We start from the raw sequence: 21,706 nt of genomic DNA on the forward strand, positions 1-21,706 counted from the left end.
GTCAGCCTTTCACGCCGGTCAGGGTGACTCCCTCGACGAACGCCTTCTGGGCGAAGAAGAAGAGGACGATCACCGGGGCCATGACCAGCACGGTCGCGGCCATGGTCAGGTTCCAGTTGGTGTGGTGCGCCCCCTTGAAGGACTCCAGTCCGTAACTGAGGGTCCAGGCGGCGGGGTTGTCGGAGGCGTAGATCTGCGGGCCGAAGTAGTCGTTCCAGGCGCAGAAGAACTGGAAGAGGGCGACGGCGGCGATCCCGGGCCGGGCCATCGGCAGCACCACCCGCAGCAGGGTGCGCACCTCGCCGCAGCCGTCCACGCGGGCCGCGTCCAGGTACTCGTCGGGGATGGTCAGCAGGAACTGGCGGAGCAGGAAGATGGAGAACGCGTCACCGAAGGCCATCGGGACGATCAGCGGCCACAGGGTGCCCGAGAGGTCGAGCTGCCTGGCCCAGAACAGGTACATGGGGATGACCACCACCTGCGGCGGCAGCATCATCGTGGCGATCACGAGCAGCAGCGCGAGCCGCCGGCCGCGGAAGCGGAACCTGGCGAGCGCGTACGCGACGGGCACGGAGGAGACCACGGTCAACAGGGTGCCCAGTCCCGCGTACAGGAGCGTGTTGCGCCACCAGGTCAGGAAGCCCGGGGTGTGCCACACCTTCGCGTAGTTGTCCCACTCCCACGTGTCGGGCCACAGGTCGCGGGTCAGCGCCTGCCGGTCGCCCATCAGGGAGGTGAGCAGGAGGAAGACGAAGGGGAGGACGAAGAACAGGGCGGCCGCCACGCCGAGCGCGTGCACCCCGATCCAGTGGAGGGCCGCCGAGGAGTGGCGCCTCGGGCCGTGCGCGCTGCTCATCCACCTGCTCCGATCAGACCGCCACGGCGCCGCATCATGAGTGCGGTGAAGGCCATGGAGAGGGCGAACAGGACCAGCGCGACGACGCAGGCCGCGCCGTAGTCGAAGCGCTGGAACCCGAGGTTGTGGACGAGCTGGGGCAGGGTCAGCGTCGACTTGTCGGGGTATCCCGGCTCGAACTGCTGGCCCGAGCCGCCGATCACGCCGGCCGCGACCTTGCCGGCCACCAGCGGCTGGGCGTAGTACTGCATGGCCTGGATGATTCCGGTGACCACGGCGAACATGACGATCGGCGCGATGTTGGGCAGTGTGATGTGCCGGAAGCGCGCCCAGGGGCCCGCCCCGTCGAGCTCGGCCGCCTCGTACTGCTCCTTCGGTACGTCGAGCAGCGCGGCCATGAAGATCACCATCAGGTCGCCCACCCCCCACAGCGCGAGGGCGGTGAGGGCCGGCTTGGACCAGTCGGCGTCGGTGAACCAGCCGGGGGCGGGCAGTCCCACCGCGTCCAGCAGGGTGTTGACGGGGCCGGTGCCGGGGTTGAGCAGGAAGACGAAGGCCAGGGTCGCGGCGACCGGCGGGGCCAGGTAGGGCAGGTAGAACAGGGTCCGGAAGATCCCTGCCCCGGTCTTGATCTTCGTGATGAGCAGCCCGATGCCCAGGCCGAAGACGACCCGGCAGGTCACCATCACCAGGACCAGCCAGAGCGTGTTGCGCATCGCGGGCCAGAACAGCGGATAGTCCGTGAAGACGTACCTCCAGTTGTCCAGGCCGCTCGGGACCGGCTGCCGGAAGCCGTCGTACCGGGTGAAGGAGAAGTACAGGGTGGACAGCAGCGGGTAGACGAAGAAGACCGAGAAGCCGATCAGCCAGGGCGACATGAAGGCCGCGGTCCGCAGGGCGCCGCGGCGCCGCTTCGCCCGCAGGGCGGGGGAGGCGGTCATCGGCCTACTCCGCCTTCGCGATGTCCGTGTCGATCTGCCGGTCGGTCCTGGCGAGACCGGCCGGGATGTCGGCGACGTCGCCCTTCTCGACGGCGTACGCGAAGTCCGTGAAGGTCAGCTGGTAGGTCCCGCCGTCGGCCTTGGCGGGGGTGGTGCCGGACTTCGGGTGCCGGGCGATGTCGAGGAAGGTCTTGAACTGGGGGGTCACCTTGAGGGCCGGCGACTCCAGCGCGGCGAGCGTGGACGGCACGTTGTGGATGGCGTTGGCGAAGGCCACCACCGCGTCGGTGTCGGTGGTCATGTACTTGACCAGCTCCCAGGCGGCGTTCTGCTTCCTGCTGCCCGAGGCGATGCCCATGACCGTGCCGGAGAGGTAGCCCTTGCCGTAGTCGCCGGCCTGGTCGTCGGGGACGGGCAGCGGTGCGGTGGCGATCTCGAAGCCGACGCCGGCCTCCTGGGCCATCGGGGCGCGCCACTCGCCGTCGATCTGCATGGCCACCTTGCCGGTGTGGAAGGGGTGTTCGGCGCTCCACTCGTCGCCGAAGGTACTGCGGAACCGCTCCAGCCTCTCGTAGCCGCCGAGCGCCGCCACCAGGTCCTTCTGCGCGGTCAGCATCTTCGCGAAGGCCGGGTCCCGGGCGAGGTTGGAGCTGCCGTCGGCGGCGAAGTAGGTGGGGCTCCACTGGGCGGCGAGCCGCATGGGGGTGGTCTCGTAGCCGTGGAAGGTGGGCATGAGGCCGACCCGTTCGTACGCGTCGCCCGACGGGTCCGCCTTGGTCAGCTTTAGGGCGACCTCGACGAACCGGCTCCACGTCTTCGGTGGTTCGGTGATGCCGGCGGCGTCGAAGGCGGTCTTGTTGTAGACGAGGCCGTACGCGTCGTTCAGCAGCGGCAGCGTGCACTGGTTGCCGTTGAACTGCGTGTACTCCAGCAGGGTCTTGGGGAAGACCTTGGCCTTGTCCACTCCGGACTTCTCCAGGAACGGGTTCAGGTCGGCGAAGGCGCGGGAGTTGCAGAACTTGCCCACGCTGTCGGTGGTGAAGGAGGACACCACGTCGGGGGCCTTGTCCCCGCCCGCGCGCAGCGCCTGGTTGATCTTGTCGTCGGTCATGTTGCCGGTGACCTTGACCTTGATGTTCGGATGCGCCTGCTCGAACCGGGCGATGTTGTCCTCGATCGCCCTGGTCTCGCCCGGCGCGGACCAGCCGTGCCAGAAGTTGAGGGTGACGTCCGCCCTCGGATCGTCGGAGGCGGTGTCCGGGCCCTGGCCGGTGCACGCGGTGGCGAGGGCGGATATCGAGGCGAGGAGGGCGGTCGCGGTGGTCAGGCGTCCGGTTCTGGGCATGGCGGGGCTCGCTCTCTGCGGGAGGGAACTTCCGGTGGGGGCCAGGGGGTGCCGGGCGGAGCGTGGCGCGTGCGGTGGAGGGGAGGGGGAGGGAGGGTGTGGGGGTCAGCGGGAGGTGTCGAAGACCTCGTCCCGAGTGGCGGCCAGTGCGCTCTCCAGCGCGCCGCGCAGGACGGGCCGCTCCAGGACCTCGCCGGGGACCAGCCGGGGGCGGGAGGGGGCCAGTTCGGCGAGCTCGGCCTCCAGCAACTCGCGCAGAGGTTCGCCGCCCGCGCTGATCGCGGCCCCGGCCAGGACCACGATCTCCGGGTCCAGTACGGCGACCAGCGAGGCGAGCCCGGTGGCCAGGGCGGTGGCGTAGTCCTGGAGGAAGCGCAGGTGCGCCCCCTCGGGCGCGGCGGCGGCCCGCGCGAGCAGCGCGACGGCGGCGGCGACCTCCGGGCCGTGCGGCCCGGCGTCCGGGTGGTCCTGCGAGTACGCGGCCGGGCCGGAGACGGTCTCGACACCCAGCTCCGCGGCGAGCCGGGGCAGCCCTTCCACACCGGCCAGCTCCTGGTAGCCGCCGGAGTTCGCCCGGGTGACCTGCCGGACCAGGGGGCGGCCCGGCACGGGCAGGAAGCCCACCTCGCCCGCGCCCCCGGTCCACCCGCGGTGCAGCCGGCCGCCGAACACCAGCGCGGCGCCGAGCCCCTCCTCGTTCCACAGCAGGACGAAGTCCCCGTGCCCGCGGGCGGCGCCGAGGCGCTGCTCGGCGACGGCGGCGAGGTTGACGTCGTTCTCGTACTCGACGGGCATCGGCAGGGCCGCCGCCAGGTCGTCGAGGAGGGTGGGGGAGTGCCACCCCGGGAGGTGGCTGGCGTAGCGCAGCCGACCCGTCTGCGGGTCGAAGGCGCCGGGCGTGCCGATGACCACCCGGTGCAGGTCGCAGCGGTGCAGCCCGGCGGCCTTGACGGCCCCGCCGAGGGCCTCGGTCACCTGGTCGACGGCGTCCGCGCCCTCCGTGTACGGGACTTCGTGGGTGGCGGTCACCGTGCCGGTCAGGTCGGCGACCGCCGCCAGGACGCGCCCCGGGGTGACGTCGATGCCGCCGACGTGGGCGGCCTTCGGGTTGATCGCGTACAGCTGGGCGCTGGGGCCGGGGCGGCCGCCGTCGGTTCCGGTGGCCACGACGAGTCCGGCGGCCTCCAGCCGGGCCAGCAGCTGTGAGGCGGTGGGCTTGGACAGCCCGGTCAGGTGCCCGATGCGGGTCCGGGACAGCGGGCCGTGCGCCAGCAGGAGGTCGAGTGCGGCCCGGTCGTTCATGGCGCGCAACAGGCTGGGCGTTCCGGGCGTGGCGGCGGGCATGCGGCGGCTCTCCCTCACCGAGGTGATCTGTTAGGTAAGTTTCCTATCACCCTTCGAGTCGTGTCAATGGCGCTGCCCCGCAGGCCGTGTCCTTGCGGACGGCCCGCGGGGCAGCGGGGGTGCCGGTGTGGTGCTCCCGTGTGGTGCTACTTGGTGATCCGCGGGCCGGACGGCGACGGGATCGGGGCGGTGGCCAGGGACTGCGGGGAGGCGGGGTTCGCCAGGGCGGACGGCGCGGCGACGGCGGCCGTCGGGTCCGCCGGGACCTCGTCCTCCTCGTCCCCGGCCGGCAGGCCGCCGATGATCCGGATGCCCGCGGCGTCGAAGGCCTCCTTGATCCGCCAGCGCAGCTCCCGCTCCACCGCGAACTGCTGGCCCGGCATCGTCTTCGCCGACACCTTCACCGTCATCGAGGCGAGCAGCACCTCGTCCAGGCCCAGCACCTCCACCGGACCCCACAGGCGCTCGTCCCAGGGGGACTCCTTCGCCATCGCGTCGGCGACCTGCTGGACCACCTCGCGGATCCGCGTCAGGTTCTCCGTCGGCTTGACCTGCACGTCCACGCCCGCGGTCGCCCAGCCCTGGCTGAGGTTGCCGATCCGCTTGATCTCGCCGTTGCGGACGTACCAGATCTCGCCGTTGTCCCCGCGCAGCTTCGTCACCCGCAGGCCGACCTCGATGACCTCGCCCGAGGCCACTCCGGCGTCGATCTTGTCGCCGACGCCGTACTGGTCCTCCATGATCATGAAGACGCCGGAGAGGAAGTCCGTCACCAGGTTGCGGGCACCGAAACCGATGGCGACACCGGCCACACCGGCACTCGCCAGCAGCGGGGCCAGGTCGATCTTCAGGGCGGCCAGGACCATCAGCGCGGCCGTGCCGAGGATCAGGAAGGACGCCACCGACCGCAGAACGGAACCGATCGCCTCCGACCGCTGGCGGCGCCGCTCGGCGTTGACCAGCAGCCCGCCGAGCGCGGTGCCCTCGACCGCCTCGGCGCTGGTGTTCATCCGGTTTATGAGCTTGGTCAGCGCCTTGCGGACGGCCGAGCGGATGACGGCGGCTATCACCACGATCAGCAGGATCCGCAAGCCGATGCTCAGCCAGGTGGCCCAGTTCTGCTCGATGAAGCTCGCGGCCTCGGTGACGCTCTCCTGCGCCTCCTTGACCGAAGCGGGCGCGTCCGGGACATCGGCTGCCAGCGGCAGCAGAGCGGCGGGCCAGGGCACGACAGGAACCTCCAGATGTAGCGGTCTGCCCGCCGGGGTTCTCGCGGACGGAGTCCGCGAGCGGATGTGCGGGGCAGACCATCCACACTAACGGGGCAATCCCTTCACCTTGGTGCCGTGTTCGAGGGAGAGACCAGACTCACCTGGGGATGACTGACTGTGGTTGAAAACACCTCGGACCCGTTACGGGCGAGTGGTGGCGCTTCTACCAGCCGTAAGGAGAGACTGGAGAGCAGATCGTCCCGGCGCGAGCCACGCGCCGCCGGCGTACAAGGAGGCAGTCCGTGCCGCACGTCCTGGTCCTCAACGCGTCGTACGAGCCCCTCGGCGTCGTACCGCTCCGCCGCGCGCTCGTCCTCGTCCTGGAGAACAAAGCGGTCTCCCTGGAGGAATCCGGCGCCTATCTGCACAGCGCGACAAGAGTCGTCCCCGCGCCCAGCGTGGTACGGCTCAAGCGCTTCGTGCGGGTCCCCTACAGGGGGCCCGTTCCACTCACCCGGCGCGCCCTGTTCGCGCGGGACGGGGGCCGCTGCATGTACTGCGGCGCCGTCGCCACGAGCGTCGACCACGTCATTCCGCGCAGCCGGGGCGGACAGCACGCCTGGGACAACGTCGTCGCGGCGTGCCGGCGCTGCAACCACGTCAAAGCCGACCGGCACCTGCTGGAGCTGGGCTGGCGCCTGCGTCACCAGCCGGCCCCTCCCTCGGGTCTGGCCTGGCGCATCATCGGCACCGGTCACCGGGACCCGAGGTGGATGCCGTACCTCCAGCCGTACGGGGCCGACGACGCGCTGGAACGGATCGGGATCGGCGTGGCGGCCTCCTGACCGGCCCCTGCCGGGGCTGGGGCGTGTCCTTCGGATCTTGCCGGGCGGCGCGGGCCACGCAAGAGCCGAAGGACACGCCCCAGGCCGCATCCACCGGGCCGCAGGCCGTCGTCAGGCCCGCGGCCCGGCTTCCCGGGGCCCCGCCCCGGACCCGGCGCCCCCGAACGCCCGCGGGTCCGGCGGCAGGCAGGCTACGGCGTGACCGCGTAGGCCTCCGCCGACCACAGCGAGCAGCCGTAGCGCGTCGCGCGGCGCTCGCACGTCACCCGCAGGAACCGGGTGTCCGGCGCCGGCGCGTCCAGACGGAGCGACTCATGGCCGCCGCGGGAGTTCGTGACGGCCGCGGCCGGCCGCCAGGTCACCCCGTCGGCGGAGGTCTCCACCCGGTAGGCCGAGGGGTACGCGTCCTGCCAGTACAGCTCCAGCCGTCCGACCCGGGCCGGGGCGGGCAACTCCGCCTGCCACCAGGCGCCGTCCACGGCCGGTGAGGACCAACGGGTGGACGGGGAGCCGTCCACGGCCGCCGAGGCCGGGAACGAGGCGGTCTCGTTCGCCGAAGCGCTCGCCCGCGCGGTACGCAGCAGATCCGGTCCGCCGGTCCGGGGCACCGCCCGCACCGTCAGGGTGCGGGTCTCCCCGTCGAAGGCCACCGGGATCCGGTAACTGCCCGGCGGGGTGTTCGCGGCGACGACGACCTCCAGCGGGATCGACGCCTGTCCGCCCCGCGGGACCACCGCGGTCTGCGGCAGCCGGACCTCTATGCCCGCCGGCGGCTGCGCCGTCAGCGGCCCGCGGACCTCGCCGGGGCCCAGGGCGGACAGCTGCGCCGTGACGCGCTGCGGCGCGCCGCCGATCTCGGCGTCGGCCCGGCCGCCGTCCGCCAGCTCGAAGCGGGTCCGGGGGCCGTCCCCGAACCACGGGACCACCTGGTGCACCGCGGGCGCGTCCCCGGCCCAGGCCAGGCGTACCGCGTCCGCGGGCACCCCGGCCGTGTCGACCTGGGTCCAGCCCGCAGCCGCCGCGTCGGCGACCTTGCGCCAGCCCTCGCCCGGTAGGTGGACCTCCACCACGGCGCCCCGCGTGCCCGCCCCGAGCGGGTCCGTCATCACCGTCACCGCCGAGACGGGGCGCGCGGCGTCCAGCCTGACCGTCCAGGACTGCGCGTCCTTCGCCACCGTGCCGGTCGTGCGGCCGACACCGGTCCAGGCGTCGGCCTCCGCCGCCGCCCTCTTCAGGAACGGGTCCAGGACGGCCTTGTCCACCTGGGCCGGCCCCGGCTCGGCCAGCGCCCGGCGCGCTTCGGCGAGGGCCCGGGAGGCCTGCCAGGCAGCCGCCCCGTCGCCGCGGGCCTGGGCCCGCAGAACGTCCACGGCCAGCTCGCCGGCCGCTCCGTAGCGCGAGAGCCGCTCCATCCAGGGGCCGGCCTCGTCCGACAGGGCGGTCAGCCGGGCGGGGGTCTCGCGCATCACCGTGAACGCCTTGCGCAGCTCGGTCCCGGCCGCCGGATCACCCGCGGCCCGGGCCTTCCAGAACTGCTCGACCAGCGGCTTCAGATACCCCGACTCCTCCTGCTTGAGCCCGGACGAGACGGTGTTCCCGGCCAGCGCCGCCACCGCCTCGCGCTCCCGGGGGTCGGAGCCCGAGAGGTCGCGCACCGCCGCCTGCCAGGACTCGCCGGCCCGGTAGCCGCGCGGGTTCCAGGCGAAGTCGGCCGCCGTGAAGAGCGGGATGCGCGACAGGACGGGCTGCTGCATCGCGTTGGCCAGCAGCGCCGCCGAGCCGCCCGCCACCGCCGGTTCGCGGCCCGCGTACGGGCCGAGGAAGATGCGGCCGGGATCCCAGTCGTTCACCGGGTAGTTGTCCATGGTGATCAGGGGCTGCTGCCCCAGGGCGGAGCGCGCCCCGGCCAGTTCCCTGCCCGTGATCGTGCGCGGCACCACGCCGACGCCCGTCCAGGCCACCTCCACCCGCGTGTCCAGCGCGCGGGCCAGGGCCGTCCGGTAGGCGGTGGCGCCCTCCTGGTAGTACTCGGTCGGCAGCAGTGACAGCGCGGGCGCCCCCGGGTACCGGGCGGCCAGGTGCGCGGCCAGCTCGTTCGCGACCTCCGCGTGCGCCTTCGCGGCGGCCTCCGGGCCCTTCCCGTACCGCTCCCGGTCCGCGCGGCAGCCCCATTCCGTGTAGCTGACGTCCTGGAACTGCACCTGGAAGGCGCGGAATCCCAGGTCCCACATGGCGTCCACCTTGCGCCCGAGCGCTGCCCGGTCGGCCGACGACGACAGGCACATGGACTGCCCGGGGGTGACCGCCCAGGCCAGGACGACCCGGTTGGCGCGGGCCCGCTCGGCCAGCGCGCGGAACTCCTCCTGCCGCTCCCGCGGGTAGTCCTCGCGCCAGCCCGTCGTGCGGTACGGGTCGTCGCCGGGCGCGATCAGCAGCCGGTTCTGTTTGGTGCGGCCCATGAAGTCCAGCTGGGCCAGGCGCTGCTGCTGGGTCCACGGCTGTCCGTAGAACCCCTCGGTGATCCCGCGGACCGGCGCGGCAGGCCAGTCCCGCACCAGGACGCCGGGCACCTTCCCGCGGCCCGCTCCGAGCAGCTGACGCAGCGTCTGCGCCGCGTGGAAGAGCCCTTCCTCGCCCACGCCGGCCAGTGCGACCGTGTCCCGTCCGCCGGGCCGTCCCACGGCCAGCCGGTAACCGCCGTGGGGCAGGTCCGTGGCCGCGGTCGCGCCCAGCGCCAGCAGCGCCTCCTGCGCGCCCGCGTCCTGCAGCCGTACGAGGGTGCCCCGCTCGGGCAGCGGCGCCCCCGGCTCGGGCTCGTGCAGGGTCTTCACGCCGGCCCTGCGCAGGGCATCGCGCACCACCTGGACGGCGTACGGGTCGGCGTCGGCCGGAGCCACCAGCACGGCCTCCGTGCCCAGCGCCAGCTCACGCGTCTGATCGGCGGCCATCGACTGCGGCCGGGGCCACACGGCGGGCCCCTCCGAGGCGGCCCGGGGGGTGTCCGCGCCGGGGTCGAGCGCGGGACCGACGGCGCCGGCCGCGCCCACGCCGCCGGCACCCGCGGCGCCTGCCGCGGGGGTCGGTACGTCCGGAACGGTGGGACCCGCGAGGAACCCGGGTGGCGCGGAGGCCACGGCGCCGCCGAGCAGCGACCCGATGACCGCAATGGCCGCGGCCGTCGACCGTTTCCTGCCGCTGAGCTGCACAGAGCCTCCTCGTCGCGAGACGTCCCCCACTCGTACGAATGAGCCCGAGCCCACCACCCGTGCGGCTGGAGTGTCAATGCGGGTGGGTGATCTGCCCCGGATGTGGCAGGAATGCGATCCCTCCGAGTGGGTATGGCTGCGGTGTTCCCCGGCGGCGTCCCGCTTCTGTGCTCCACGCTTCTGACCCACCCTCATCCCCTTCTGTCCGCACGCACGAAGGAGCGCCCGTCCATGGACGACCTGGCCCGGCTCGCCGCCCTGCACGGCATCGCCACCGCCTACCGGCCCGCAGCGGACGTCACCGTCCCGATCCCCGAGGCCACCGTCAGAACCGTCCTCGGCCTGCTCGGTGTCGTCACGGACGACGCCGAGAGCATCCGGGTGGTCGCCGAGGAGGGCACCAGGGCGGCGGCCGCCCGGCTGTTGCCGCCGACGGTGGTGCTCTGGCAGGGGGAGCCCGTCGCGCCGCTGCCCGCCGGGCTCCCGCCGGGCAGCCAGGTCCTGGTGGTGGCGGAGGGGTCCGGCGAGGAGCTCCCCTGGGGCGACGGACTTCCCCTCGGCATCCACCGGATCACCGCGGAGGCCCCCGACGGGCGCAACGGCGAGGCCACCCTGGTCGTGGCCCCCGAACGGGCCCCCGCCGCACCCGAACGCGCCCACGGGCTGCTCGTCCAGCTCTACTCACTGCTCTCCGAGCACTCCTGGGGCATGGGCGACCTCGGGGACCTCGCCGAACTGGCCCGCTGGGCCGCCCGGACCCACGGCACGGACTTCATCCAGGTCAACCCCCTGCACGCGGCGCTGTCGGGGGCACCGACCGACCCCTCCCCGTACCGGCCGTCCTCGCGCCGCTTCCCCGACCCCGTCCACCTGCGGATCGAGGACGTCCCCGAGTACGCCGACTGCCCCGAGCGGGAGGCCCTCGCCGAACTGGCCTCCCGCGGCGCGGCGCTGCGCCACGAGGTGCTGGAGAAGGGCGCGCTGATCGACCGGGACGCCGTCTGGGACCTCAAGCGGCAGGCGCTCGAGCTGCTGTACGCGGTCCCGCGGACCGCCGAACGAGAAGCGGAGTACCGCGCGTTCTGCGAGGACGGGGGCGCCATGCTGGACCTCCACGCGGGCTGGCAGGCCTCGCGCGCCGGGGACGGCCCGGGGGCGGGAGCCGACTTCCACCGCTGGGCCGTCTGGCTGACGGACGGGCAGCTCGTCGCGGCCCAGCGGGCCGCCCGCGAGGCCGGCATGACCGTAGGCATCGTGCACGACCTGGCCGTCGGGGTGCATCCGGGCGGTTCGGACGCCTCCGAGCCGGGCCTCTACGCCCGCCACATGAGCGTCGGTGCCCCGCCGGACGCCTTCAACGCGCGGGGCCAGGACTGGGGGCTGCCGCCGTGGCGCCCGGACCGGCTCGCCGGCATGCGCTACGAACCCCTGAGGTCCCTGCTGCGCGGGGTGTTCCGCTACGCCGGAGCCCTGCGCATCGACCACGTCATGGGCCTCTTCCGACTCTGGTGGATCCCGGAGGGCGCTGCGCCCGCCGAGGGCACCTACGTAGGCTACGACGGCGAGGCCATGCTGGCGGTGCTGGTGCTGGAGGCGCACCGGGCCGGCGCCCCCGTCATCGGCGAGGACCTCGGGACGGTGGAGCCGCACGTGCGCCGGGCGCTGGCCCGGCGCGGGGTGCTCGGCACGTCGGTGCTGTGGTTCGAGCGGGACTGGGCGGGCGACGGCGGCCCGCTCGCCCCGCAGGCATGGAGGGCGGACTGCCTGGCCACCGTGACCACCCACGACCTGCCGCCCACGGCCGCCAAGCTCGCCGGCGGCCACGTGGAACTGCGCGACCGCCTGGGCCTGCTGACCCGTCCGGCCGAACGGGAACGGGCCGAGGACGCCGCCGACACCGCCGAGTGGCTGGCGCTGCTGGACGGGCTGGGCCTGGACACCAAGGGCGAGGAAGCCGCCGTGCAGGCCCTGTACGGCTTCCTGCTGCGCACCCCCGCGCGCCTGGTGGGCGTGTGGCTGCCGGACGCGGTGGGCGACCGGCGGCCGCAGAACCTGCCGGGCACCTGGGACCAGTACCCCAACTGGCGGCTGCCGCTCGCCGATGCCTCGGGCAGGCCCCTGACGCTGGAGGAGCTGATGGCCTCGCCCCGGGCGAACGCGCTGCTCAGCGCGGTGCGGGAGGGGGCGGGTCCCCGTACGGCACCCCCGGGCGCGCGCGGCGTTTAGGTGTTCGCTACGTTTGCACCGTGGACAAGAAGAACGCTCTGCGCGCCGGCGCCGTCTCGGCCGGAACGACGCTGATGATGCTGCTGATGACGTCTCCCGCTCTCGCGCTGACCCGCGACGACGGCGACGACCCGGGCCCGGGCCTGAGCATCGGCGAGACGCTCGGCCTGTACGTGGCCCTGCCGCTCGTCATCTTCCTGGTCATCGTGGGCCTCGTGATGGCCCTCGACAAGTCGGACAGGCCGAAGAAGAAGCAGGCCTGACCCGGTCCGGCCCCGTGGGGGGCCGGAGCCGCGTGACCTTCCCGGGCGCCGGGGGTCCGCACCGCCGATCCGTACCGGCCGTGCGTCGACCCCCGGCGCCTCGTCATGTCCTCAGACGCCGGCGAGCAGTTTGCGGAGCAGTCCGGTGAGCTGCGCGACCTCCTCGTCGGTCAGCCCCGTGAGCGCGGCGCGCTGAACCTCCAGGCCGGCGCCGACGGCCTCGTCGATGAGCGCGAGGCCGCGGTCGGTGATCGTCACCTGGAGCCCCCGCCGGTCGTGCGGATCGGGCTTGCGGCAGAGCAGCCCGGCCTTCTCCAGCTTGTCCAGCCGCCCGGTCATGCCGCCCGTGGTGAGCATGAGCGTGGCCGAGAGCTGACGGGGCGAGAGCGTGTACGGGGCGCCCGAACGGCGCAGCGTGGCGACGACGTCGAATTCCCCGCGCGAGATGCCGAAGCGCTGGTAGCACTCCTCCATCGCGTCGCCCATCGCCTTGGCGATCCGGTAGATGCGCCCGAAGACGGCCATGGGGGCCGTGTCCAGCTCGGGGCGCACGGCGAACCATTGGGCCGTGATCGCGTCGACCGCGTCCTTGTCCTCACTCATGAGCGCAGTATTCCGGTTCGCTCGGATCGTTCGCAAGAAAGTTGCTTGACCGTAAGTAGCTTAGCGGTAAGCTACTTACGAGCAACCGATCGGGGGAGAGGCCGTCATGGCGGTGTTCAGGAACAAGACGTCCAAAGCCGGGGAGGCGAAGGTCGCGGGGGAGCGGTCGCTGCTCCTCGGCATCGGTATCAGCGCGATCGGGACCGGCATGTACGTCCCCTTCTCGCTCGTCTTCTTCCACCACGTCACCGGCCTCTCCTTCACCCTCGTCGGCCTGGTCATGACGGTCACCGGCGTGGCCGGGCTGGCCTTCATGCCCCTGGCCGGCTCGGCCGTCGACCGGTTCGGCGCCAAGCGGGTCAACCTGGTGCTCTACGGGATCCGGGCGCTGGGCTTCGCCCTCTACCCGTTCGCGAGCTCCCTGCCCGCCTTCGCGGCCGTCGCCCTCGTCACCGCGCTCGCCGACCGCTCCTTCTCCGTCGTGCAGCAGTCCCTGATCGGGGAAGTGGCGCGCGGCGCCGCCCGCGACCGGCTCCAGGCGTCCACCCGGGCCCTGCAGAACGCCGGAATGGGCGCGGGCGCCCTCCTCGTCTCCGGAGTGCTCGCGCTGGGGGGCACCGGCGGGTTCGCCTACACCGCCTGGGCCAACTCCCTGGCCTTCGCCCTCGCCGGACTCCTCGTCGGCAGGGTCCGCCCGGTCCCGGCCGGGGCGGACGGCCCCGCCGCCGGGAGGCCGGCCGCCGGCTACCGGACGGTCCTGCACGACCGCCCCTTCCTCGGCCTCACCGCGGCCAACTTCCTCACCGCGCTCGGCTACGCCGCCCTGTCCGTCCTCTTCCCGCTCTACCTCTCCACCTGGCTGGCGGCCCCCGACTCCCTCACCGGAGCGGCCTTCACCCTCAACACCGCCCTGTGCGCAGGGATCGGCGTACTCGTCGCGGGCCGGATCCGCCGCTCCGGCGCCCGCCGCACCCGCTCGGCCGCCCTCGGCGCGGTGCTCTTCGCCGCCGCCTTCGCCGGCCAGATCGTCCTCGGCACACTGCGCCCCGGTCAGAGCGCCACCCTGGTCGCCCTGCTCGCCATCGTCGTCGTCTACACCCTCGGCGAGCTGGTGCACAGCCCCTCCGGCGGCGCCCTCTCGGTCTCCGCCGCCCCCGAGCCGGTCCGCGGCCGCTACCTGGCCACCTACCAGCTGTCCTACTCGCTGGCCACCGCTCTCGCCCCCTCCCTCTTCACCGCCCTGCTCGCCGTGGACGGCCGCCTGCCCTGGGCCGTCCTCACCGCCGCCGCGCTCGGCGCCGCCCTGGCGCTGCTGCGGCTGGAGCGGCACCTGCCGGCCGAGGCCGTGCACGCCGAGCCCCCGGCCGCGGCCCCCGCCGCCCGCCGGCCGGCCGGCGCCGCCGCCTGAGCCGCCCGCCCGGTCCCGCGTCCCTCTTCCTCACCCGTACGAGGAGTCATCCGCCATGAAGCGTCTCGCCACCGTCGCCCTGACCGCCCTCGCCCCCATCTCGTGGGGCTCGACCTACGCGGTCGCCTCCGAACTGCTGCCGCCCGACCGGCCGCTGTTCACGGGCGTCATGCGGGCCCTGCCCGCGGGGCTGCTGCTGACCGCCCTCGCCCGCACCCTGCCCAAGGGCGCGTGGTGGTGGAAGTCCGCCGTCCTCGGCACCCTCAACATCGGCGCCTTCTTCCCGCTCCTGTTCCTCTCCGCCTACCGGCTGCCCGGGGGGGTCGCGGCCGTGCTCGGCTCCGCCGGCCCCCTGTTCGTCGTGGGGCTGGCCGCCCTCGTCCTCGGGGAGCGCGCGAGCCTGCGTACGGTATTAGCCGCCGTCGTGGGGGCGTTCGGCGTGAGCATGGTCGTCCTCACGGCCGACGCCGCACTCGACCTCGTCGGTGTCGTCGCCGGTGTGGTCTCCTCCGCCTCCATGGCCGCGGGCACCGTCATGACCAAGCGCTGGGGCCGCCCGGCAGGCGTCGGGCCGCTGGCCATGACCGGCTGGCAGCTCACCGCCGGCGGACTGGTCATCATCCCGGTCGCCGCACTCGTCGAGGGTGCCCCGCCCGCGCTCGACGGCGAGGCCCTCCTCGGGTACGGCTACATGATGCTGATCAACACCGGCATCGCGTACTGGCTCTGGTTCCGCGGGATCGGGCAGCTCAGCGCCACCTCGGTCACCCTGCTCGGACCGCTCTCCCCGCTCACCGCGGCCGTCATCGGCTGGGCGGCCTTGGGCCAGGCGCTCACGCCCGTGCAGCTCGTCGGCATGGCGATCGCCTTCGGGGCCACCGTCGCCGGACAGCTGGCGCTGGCCCGCACCCCGCAACCGTTCAGTTCTTCTGAAGAGAACGATCGGAACATTTCGATGGACCTGACCGATGGGCGGGTGCGACGGTAGGTCCCTCGACACAGGACCGACCCCGAGGGGGAGACACACAGTGGCCGTCACGGACCGCGCCCGCGCCGTTTCGCACGCCGAACCCGGCAGCCCCCGCAAGAAGGGGGCCGCCGGGTTCGGCGTGCTCCTCGCCCTCCTCGCGACGGTCGTCTGGTCCGGCAGCTTCGTCGCCACCCGGGGCATGGCCGAGACGGTCCCGCCCGTCCAGGCGGTCTTCTGGCGCTGGATCATCGCCCTGCTCGCCGTCGCCCCCTTCGCCGCCCGGCAGGCCTGGCAGCAACGGGCCCTGATCCGGCGCCACCTGGGCTTCATCGCCCTCGCCTCGCTGTTCGGCGTCGCCCTCTACAACACGCTCGTGCACCAGGCCGGCCTGACCACCTCGGCCTCCAACATGGGCATGATCATGGCCGCCTCGCCCGTCATCATGGCGCTCTACGCCCGCCTCGGCGGCGAACGCCTCGGCGTCCGCCGCACCTTCGGCATGCTGCTCGCCGCCTTCGGAGTGCTGCTGCTCGTCGGGGACGGCTCGATCGGCTTCGACTTCGGCACCGGCGACCTGTGGATGTTCGCCGCCGCCCTCTCCTTCGCCACGTACAGCGCCCTGCTCAAGCGCAAGCCCGCCGAACTCGGCGGACTGGCCTTCCTGATCACCACCTTCGTGCTCGGCGCGCTGATGCTGGCCCCGGCCTACGCCGTCTCCCTCCACGTCCAAGGCGGCTTCGAGGTGACGGCCGGCACCGTCGGGCCGCTGCTGTACGTCGGGGTGTTCTCCTCGGCCGTCGCCTTCTTCGCCTGGAACAAGGCCGTCTCGACGATCGGCGCGGCCCGCGCGGGAGTCGTCTACTACCTCCAGCCGGTGTGCGTCGCGGGCCTGGGGCTCCTGCTGCTGGGCGAGCCGACCGGACCGGCGCAGCTGCTCTGCATGGCGCTGATCCTCGGCGGGGTCGGGCTGGGCAGTGCCCGCCGGTAGGTTCGGGCCCATGACCGAGTGGGACATCAAGAAGCTGCGGATCCTGCGGACCCTCGCCGAACAGGGGACCGTGACCCGGGCGGCCGAGGCGCTGCACATGACGCCCTCGGCCGTCTCGCAGCAGCTGACGAACCTCGCCCGGCAGCTGGGGGTGGTGCTGCTGGAGGCGCAGGGCCGCCGCGTCCGCCTCACCGACGCCGCCCACCTCGTCCTGCGGCACGCGGAGGCGGTCTTCGCACAGCTGGAGCGAGCCGACGCGGAACTGGCGGGATACCTCGCCGGGGACGCGGGGGAGGTACGCGTCGGCGCGTTCTCCACCGCCGTTCCCGCGCTGGTGGTCCCGGCGGTGGCGGAACTGCGCAGGGCCCACCCCGGGGTGGAGGTCCGGGTCCGGGAGACCGAGGCCGCGGAATCGTACGAGCTGCTGTCGGCCGGGGGCGTGGACCTGGCGCTGTCGCTGGCCGCCCACGCGCCGACCGCGCGGGACCGGCGGTTCACGCGCGTCACGCTGATGGAGGACCCGCTGGACGTGGCGCTCCCTCCGGGGCACCCCCTGCGGGACGCGGCGGAACTGAGGCTGGCGGACCTGTCCGGGGACCCGTGGATCTACGGGGGCAGCGGCCCGTGGTCGGAGATCGCCCGGGGCGCGTGCGAGGCGGCGGGCTTCGTCCCCGAACAGGCCCACTCGGCATCGGGCTGGACGGCCATCCTGGCCATGGTCGAGGCGGGCATGGGCGTGGCCCTGGTCCCGCGGATGGTGTCGAGCCGCGCCTCGGGCGTGGCCGTACGGGTGCTCTCGCGGGACCGGCCCACGCGGCACGTGATCGCTGCGGTCCGCCGCGGCGCCGAGTCCGCTCCCGCGGTGGCGCACGTCCTCACCGCCCTGCGGACCGTCGCCGCCAGGCCCTGACGCAGGCTGCGGGACGCCGCTGCGCGGAGCCGTCTCCCCGCCCCGCCCCTTCTCCGTTTCCCGGCTCTGCCCGAACCCGGTCCCCAAACGCCGGACGGCTGGAAAAACCAGCCCCGCCGGCGTTTGAGGCGCGGGGTCCGGACGCGAGCCCCGGGAGCTCGGCGGTCCTCAGACCTGAGCGGCAGCGGAAGCGGCGGCGTCGGCCGCCTGCGCCTTCAGCGCGCGCTCCACGCCCGCGCGGGACTCCGACACCAGCCGCCGCAGCGCGGCGTTCGGTTCGGCCGAGGCCAGCCAGGCGTCCGTCGCGTCCAGGGTCTCCCGCGAGACCTGGAGGGCCGGGTACAGGCCCACCGCGATCTGCTGGGCGATCTCGTGGCTGCGGGTCTCCCAGACCTCCTTGACCGCCGCGAAGTACTTCTCGGTGTAGGGGGCCAGCAGCTCGCGCTGGTCGGTCTGGACGAAGCCGCCGATCACCGCCTCCTGCACCGCGTTCGGCAGGTCGCCGGACTCCACCACCGAGGCCCACGCCCCGGCCTTGGCCTCCGCCGTCGGGCGGGCCGCCCGCGCCGTCGCCGCGTGGCGCTCGCCGGCCGCCGTCGCGTCCCGCTCCAGCTCCGCCGCGATGGCCGGCTCGTCGGCGACGCCCGTCGCGGCGAGCCGCTCCAGGAACGCCCACCGCAGCTCGGTGTCGACGGCCAGGCCCTCGATGACGGCCGAGCCGTCCAGCAGCGCCGACAGGTACGCCAGCTGCTCCTCGGTACGGGCGGTCGCCGCGAAGGCCCGCGCCCACGCCAGCTGGTGGTCGCCGGCCGGCTCCGCCGCGCGCAGGTGCTCCAGGGTGGCCGCGGTCCAGGCCGCCAGTCCCTCCTCCCGCCAGGCCGGGTCGGCGTACAGGTCGATGGCCAGCTTCACCTGCCGGTGCAGCGACTGCACGACGCCGATGTCGGACTCCTTGCCGATGCCCGAGAGCACCAGCGAGAGGTAGTCGCGGGTGGCGAGCTCCCCGTCACGGGTCATGTCCCAGGCCGAGGCCCAGCACAGGGCGCGCGGGAGGGACTCCGTGAAGTCGCCGATGTGCGCGGTGACCGCGGCGAGGGACTCCTCGTCGAGGCGGACCTTCGCGTACGACAGGTCGTCGTCGTTCAGCAGGACGACCGCCGGGCGGGCGCGGCCCACGAGCTCCGGCACCGACGTCAGGGCGCCGTCGATGTCGAGCTCGATCCGGTCGGTGCGCACGAGCGCGCCGTCCTGGAGCTCGTACAGGCCCACCGCGATGCGGTGCGGGCGCAGGGTGGACTCGCCCTGGGCCCCGGCGGGCAGCGGCGGCGCCTCCTGGCGAATGCCGAAGGTGGTGATCACACCGTCGGCGTCGGTGGTGATCTCGGGGCGCAGGACGTTGATGCCGGCCGTCTCCAGCCACGCCTTCGACCAGGCGGTCAGGTCGCGGCCGGAGGTCTCCTCCAGGGCGCCCAGCAGGTCCGAAAGGCGCGTGTTGCCGAAGGCGTGTGCCTTGAAGTACGCCTGCACGCCCTTGAAGAAGGCGTCCATGCCGACGTAGGCGACGAGCTGCTTGAGCACCGAGGCGCCCTTGGCGTACGTGATGCCGTCGAAGTTGACCATGACGTCGTCGAGGTCACGGATGTCCGCCATGATCGGGTGCGTGGACGGCAGCTGGTCCTGCCGGTACGCCCAGGTCTTCATGGAGTTGGCGAAGGTGGTCCACGCGTGCGGCCACTTCGAGCCCTCCGCGTACGCCTGGCACGCGATGGACGTGTAGGTGGCGAACGACTCGTTCAGCCACAGGTCGTTCCACCACTCCATGGTGACGAGGTCGCCGAACCACATGTGGGCGAGCTCGTGGAGGATGGTCTCCGCGCGCACCTCGTACGCCGCGTCCGTCACCTTCGAGCGGAAGACGTACTGGTCGCGGATGGTGACCGCGCCCGCGTTCTCCATCGCGCCGGCGTTGAACTCCGGGACGAAGAGCTGGTCGTACTTGGCGAAGGGGTAGTCGTAGGCGAACTTCTCCTGGAACCAGTCGAAGCCCTGCCGGGTCACGTCGAAGATCGCGTCCGCGTCGAGGAACTCGGCGAGCGAGGGCCGGCAGTAGATGCCGAGCGGCACGCTCTGGCCGTCAGGGCCCTCGTAGGAGCTGTGCACCGCGTGGTACGGGCCGACGATGAGCGCCGTGATGTACGAGGAGATGCGCGGGGTCGGCTCGAAGCGCCAGACGTTGTCCTTGACGTCCGCGGCCTCCGGCGTCGGGGAGTTCGAGATGACCGTCCAGCCCTCGGGGGCCGTCACGGTGAACTGGAACGTGGCCTTCAGGTCGGGCTGCTCGAAGCTGGCGAAGACCCGCCGCGCGTCCGGCACCTCGAACTGGGTGTAGAGGTAGGCCTGCTGGTCGACCGGGTCGACGAAGCGGTGGAGTCCCTCACCGGTGTTGGTGTACGCGCAGTCCGCGACGACCCGCAGCTCGTTGGCCCCGGCCGCGAGGTGCGTCAGGGCGATCCGCGAGTCGCGGAAGACGGCCGCGACGTCGAGCGACTTGCCGTTGAGGACGACCTCGTGCACCGCGGGGGCGACCAGGTCGATGAAGGTCTCCGCCCCGGCCTCGGCCGACTGGAAGCGCACGGTGGTCGTGGACGGGTAGGTCCCGCCCTCCTGCGCACCGCTGAGATCGAGTTCGATCTCGTACGAGTCGACGGTGAGCAGCTTCGCACGCTGCTGAGCCTCTTCACGGGTGAGATTCGTGCCTGGCACGCGGTCATCTCCTTCGATGGTGACGTTGCCCCGACATCCTTCCATGGGGGGAGGGCCACCGCCTCGGAGTAATCCACGGGCGAACGCGACGTCGCGAACCTGCCGGACAGCGGCCGCCGTCCTCGGCAGGCTGGTGGCCATGACCAGCAGATACCGGGCGAGGCCCATCGAGGAGACGGCGCTCTTGGAGCTCCGCGTACGCGACGACGCGGGACGCGACTGCGTCCCCCGCGCCGACACCGAGGGCGGGGCACCGCTGCGGTGCTGCCTACGGGCCAGCGCGGCGGGGGAGCGGATCGCGCTCGTCTCGTACGCGCCGCTGCGCCGCTGGGCGGCGCGGACCGGGGCCGATCCGGGCGCCTACGACGAGCAGGGGCCGGTCTTCATCCACGCGGGCGCCTGCGCGGGGCCGGCCGGGGGCGGCGGGTACCCCTTCGCCCGGGCCGGGGTGCGGCGCACCGCCCGGCGCTACGACTCCCGCGGGCACATCCTCGGGGGGCGGGTCCTGGATCTCGGGGAGGATCCCGACGGGGTGATCGAGCGGGCCCTGGCCGACGCCTTCGCCGAGCCCGAAGTGGCCCTGGTACACGTCCGCGCCGCCGAGTTCGGCTGCTTCCAGTTCGAGGTGCGCAGGCCCTGACGTGCCGGGAGGGCGGACGCCGTGCGGCGCCCGCCCTCCCTTCGTGCCGGCGGCGGGGTCAGCCGCGCAGCTCGTCGGCCACGAGCTCGGCGATCTGGACCGCGTTCAGCGCGGCGCCCTTGCGGAGGTTGTCGTTCGACACGAAGAGCGCGAGGCCGTTCTCCACCGTCTCGTCGACGCGGATGCGGCCCACGTACGAGGCGTCCTTGCCGGCGGCCTGGAGGGGGGTCGGGATCTCGGAGAGCTCCACGCCCGCGGCGTCCTTCAGTAGCTCGTAGGCCCGCTCGACGCTGATCGGGCGGTCGAAGCGGGCGTTGATCTGGAGGGAGTGGCCGGAGAAGACCGGCACGCGCACGCAGGTGCCCGACACCTTGAGCTCCGGGAGCTCCAGGATCTTGCGGGACTCGTTGCGGAGCTTCTGCTCCTCGTCGGTCTCGAAGGAGCCGTCGTCGACGATCGAGCCCGCGAGCGGGAGCACGTTGAAGGCGATCGGGCGCTTGTAGACGCCGGGCTCGGGGAAGTCGACGGCCCCGCCGTCGTGGACCAGCCCGGTCGCATCCTCGGAGACGGCCTTGACCTGGCCGTCGAGCTCGGCGACACCGGCCAGGCCCGAGCCGGAGACGGCCTGGTAGGTGGTGGCGATCAGCGCGGACAGGCCGGCCTCGTCGTGCAGCGGGCGCAGCACCGGCATGGCCGCCATGGTGGTGCAGTTCGGGTTCGCGATGATGCCCTTGGGCCGGTTCTTGATCGCGTGCGGGTTGACCTCGGAGACGACGAGGGGGACCTCGGGGTCCTTGCGCCAGGCGGAGGAGTTGTCGATGACGACGGCGCCCTGCGAGGCGACCTTCTCGGCCAGGGCCTTCGAGGTGGCGCCGCCCGCCGAGAAGAGCACGATGTCGAGGCCGGAGTAGTCGGCCGTGGAGGCGTCCTCGACGGTGATCTCGCGGCCCTCCCACTCGATCGTCGAGCCGGCGGACCGGGCCGAGGCGAACAGGCGCAGCTCGTCCACCGGGAACTTGCGCTCGGCGAGGATGCTGCGCATGACTGCGCCGACCTGACCGGTGGCTCCGACGATTCCGACCCTCACGTTGACTCCTCTTGATTCATACGTCGCGTGCGCGCGTGAGGCCATCATGCGTTCGACCCCACGAGCCTTGTCCAATCCATTGTCCGAGGACCGGACGGTG

17 protein-coding genes are annotated in these 21,706 nt (G+C 73.1%); 8 read left to right on the forward strand and 9 right to left on the reverse strand.

The features are described 5' to 3' along the window. Position 1: 1 nt before the first annotated feature. The 5 genes from ACZ3X1_RS04485 to ACZ3X1_RS04505 form a co-directional block, all read right to left on the reverse strand. Positions 2-856 carry a carbohydrate ABC transporter permease gene (locus ACZ3X1_RS04485; RefSeq protein WP_356810082.1) on the reverse strand — a complete coding sequence of 285 codons (855 nt, stop codon included), beginning with the start codon at positions 854-856 and terminating at the stop codon, positions 2-4. Continuing rightward, on the reverse strand, positions 853-1,797 hold the full coding sequence (locus ACZ3X1_RS04490) for a carbohydrate ABC transporter permease (protein ID WP_467276503.1): 945 nt from the start codon (positions 1,795-1,797) through the stop codon (positions 853-855). The genes ACZ3X1_RS04485 and ACZ3X1_RS04490 overlap by 4 nt, the downstream gene beginning before the upstream one ends. Before the next feature lie 4 nt (positions 1,798-1,801). Then, positions 1,802-3,142 (reverse strand): ABC transporter substrate-binding protein, encoded by a 1,341-nt coding sequence (locus tag ACZ3X1_RS04495; protein WP_467276507.1) that lies wholly within the window; start codon positions 3,140-3,142, stop codon positions 1,802-1,804. A 105-nt stretch (positions 3,143-3,247) separates the two neighbouring features. Next, on the reverse strand, positions 3,248-4,486 hold the full coding sequence (locus ACZ3X1_RS04500; RefSeq protein ID WP_467276510.1) for an ROK family transcriptional regulator: 1,239 nt from the start codon (positions 4,484-4,486) through the stop codon (positions 3,248-3,250). Positions 4,487-4,632: 146 nt separating this feature from the next. Continuing rightward, a complete protein-coding gene (locus ACZ3X1_RS04505) occupies positions 4,633-5,715 on the reverse strand; it encodes a mechanosensitive ion channel family protein (protein ID WP_467276512.1) in 1,083 nt (360 codons plus the stop codon). 284 nt (positions 5,716-5,999) lie between these two features. Between ACZ3X1_RS04505 and ACZ3X1_RS04510 the strand changes: the two genes are divergently transcribed. Further along, complete coding sequence (locus ACZ3X1_RS04510) at positions 6,000-6,542, forward strand: HNH endonuclease (RefSeq protein ID WP_356810077.1); 543 nt, start codon at positions 6,000-6,002, stop codon at positions 6,540-6,542. A 191-nt stretch (positions 6,543-6,733) separates the two neighbouring features. Here ACZ3X1_RS04510 and ACZ3X1_RS04515 read toward each other — a convergent pair whose 3' ends face one another. Continuing rightward, positions 6,734-9,748, reverse strand: a complete 3,015-nt coding sequence (locus ACZ3X1_RS04515) for a beta-N-acetylglucosaminidase domain-containing protein (RefSeq protein WP_467276517.1) — start codon at positions 9,746-9,748, stop codon at positions 6,734-6,736. A 231-nt stretch (positions 9,749-9,979) separates the two neighbouring features. On the opposite strand from ACZ3X1_RS04515, the gene ACZ3X1_RS04520 reads away from it, so the two are divergent. Next, on the forward strand, positions 9,980-11,974 hold the full coding sequence (locus ACZ3X1_RS04520; protein WP_467276520.1) for a 4-alpha-glucanotransferase: 1,995 nt from the start codon (positions 9,980-9,982) through the stop codon (positions 11,972-11,974). A gap of 20 nt (positions 11,975-11,994) precedes the next feature. Further along, positions 11,995-12,237 carry a hypothetical protein gene (locus tag ACZ3X1_RS04525; protein ID WP_356810074.1) on the forward strand — a complete coding sequence of 81 codons (243 nt, stop codon included), beginning with the start codon at positions 11,995-11,997 and terminating at the stop codon, positions 12,235-12,237. 111 nt (positions 12,238-12,348) lie between these two features. Here the strand turns inward: ACZ3X1_RS04525 and ACZ3X1_RS04530 are convergent, their stop codons facing one another. After that, positions 12,349-12,840, reverse strand: coding sequence for a MarR family winged helix-turn-helix transcriptional regulator (locus ACZ3X1_RS04530; protein WP_356810073.1), 492 nt, complete (start codon positions 12,838-12,840; stop codon positions 12,349-12,351). A 106-nt stretch (positions 12,841-12,946) separates the two neighbouring features. Between ACZ3X1_RS04530 and ACZ3X1_RS04535 the strand changes: the two genes are divergently transcribed. From ACZ3X1_RS04535 to ACZ3X1_RS04550, 4 genes are read left to right on the forward strand one after another with little or no spacing between them, the layout of a single operon-like run. Further along, positions 12,947-14,248 (forward strand): MFS transporter, encoded by a 1,302-nt coding sequence (locus ACZ3X1_RS04535; RefSeq protein ID WP_467276526.1) that lies wholly within the window; start codon positions 12,947-12,949, stop codon positions 14,246-14,248. A 55-nt stretch (positions 14,249-14,303) separates the two neighbouring features. After that, a complete protein-coding gene (locus ACZ3X1_RS04540) occupies positions 14,304-15,236 on the forward strand; it encodes an EamA family transporter (protein WP_356810071.1) in 933 nt (310 codons plus the stop codon). A 40-nt stretch (positions 15,237-15,276) separates the two neighbouring features. Then, on the forward strand, positions 15,277-16,206 hold the full coding sequence (locus ACZ3X1_RS04545; RefSeq protein WP_467276529.1) for a DMT family transporter: 930 nt from the start codon (positions 15,277-15,279) through the stop codon (positions 16,204-16,206). A 10-nt stretch (positions 16,207-16,216) separates the two neighbouring features. Further along, positions 16,217-17,116: a LysR family transcriptional regulator gene (locus ACZ3X1_RS04550; RefSeq protein WP_467276533.1), complete on the forward strand. Its 900-nt coding sequence runs from the start codon at positions 16,217-16,219 to the stop codon at positions 17,114-17,116. Between the two features lie 168 nt (positions 17,117-17,284). On the opposite strand, the gene pepN is transcribed toward ACZ3X1_RS04550, so the two are convergent. Beyond that, positions 17,285-19,879: an aminopeptidase N gene (pepN, locus tag ACZ3X1_RS04555; RefSeq protein WP_390076919.1), complete on the reverse strand. Its 2,595-nt coding sequence runs from the start codon at positions 19,877-19,879 to the stop codon at positions 17,285-17,287. A 139-nt stretch (positions 19,880-20,018) separates the two neighbouring features. Here pepN and ACZ3X1_RS04560 point away from each other — a divergent pair, with 139 nt between their 5' ends. Beyond that, complete coding sequence (locus ACZ3X1_RS04560) at positions 20,019-20,519, forward strand: DUF1203 domain-containing protein (protein WP_467276536.1); 501 nt, start codon at positions 20,019-20,021, stop codon at positions 20,517-20,519. A gap of 58 nt (positions 20,520-20,577) precedes the next feature. Here ACZ3X1_RS04560 and ACZ3X1_RS04565 read toward each other — a convergent pair whose 3' ends face one another. After that, entirely contained in the window at positions 20,578-21,606 is a 1,029-nt protein-coding gene (locus ACZ3X1_RS04565; RefSeq protein WP_356810067.1) for an aspartate-semialdehyde dehydrogenase, read from the reverse strand. Positions 21,607-21,706: the final 100 nt, after the last annotated feature.

The sequence above is a fragment of the Streptomyces sp. NPDC023541 genome (genome assembly GCF_055559995.1).

Bases quoted from the DNA above. Each gene is read 5' to 3' on its own strand.
- ACZ3X1_RS04560 (WP_467276536.1), top strand. From the start codon at position 20,019: ATGACCAGCAGATACCGGGCGAGGCCCATCGAGGAGACGGCGCTCTTG.
- ACZ3X1_RS04540 (WP_356810071.1), top strand. From the start codon at position 14,304: ATGAAGCGTCTCGCCACCGTCGCCCTGACCGCCCTCGCCCCCATCTCG.
- ACZ3X1_RS04495 (WP_467276507.1), bottom strand. From the start codon at position 3,142: ATGCCCAGAACCGGACGCCTGACCACCGCGACCGCCCTCCTCGCCTCG.
- ACZ3X1_RS04490 (WP_467276503.1), bottom strand. From the start codon at position 1,797: ATGACCGCCTCCCCCGCCCTGCGGGCGAAGCGGCGCCGCGGCGCCCTG.
- ACZ3X1_RS04520 (WP_467276520.1), top strand. From the start codon at position 9,980: ATGGACGACCTGGCCCGGCTCGCCGCCCTGCACGGCATCGCCACCGCC.
- ACZ3X1_RS04530 (WP_356810073.1), bottom strand. From the start codon at position 12,840: ATGAGTGAGGACAAGGACGCGGTCGACGCGATCACGGCCCAATGGTTC.
- ACZ3X1_RS04485 (WP_356810082.1), bottom strand. From the start codon at position 856: ATGAGCAGCGCGCACGGCCCGAGGCGCCACTCCTCGGCGGCCCTCCAC.
- ACZ3X1_RS04550 (WP_467276533.1), top strand. From the start codon at position 16,217: ATGACCGAGTGGGACATCAAGAAGCTGCGGATCCTGCGGACCCTCGCC.
- ACZ3X1_RS04500 (WP_467276510.1), bottom strand. From the start codon at position 4,486: ATGCCCGCCGCCACGCCCGGAACGCCCAGCCTGTTGCGCGCCATGAAC.
- ACZ3X1_RS04535 (WP_467276526.1), top strand. From the start codon at position 12,947: ATGGCGGTGTTCAGGAACAAGACGTCCAAAGCCGGGGAGGCGAAGGTC.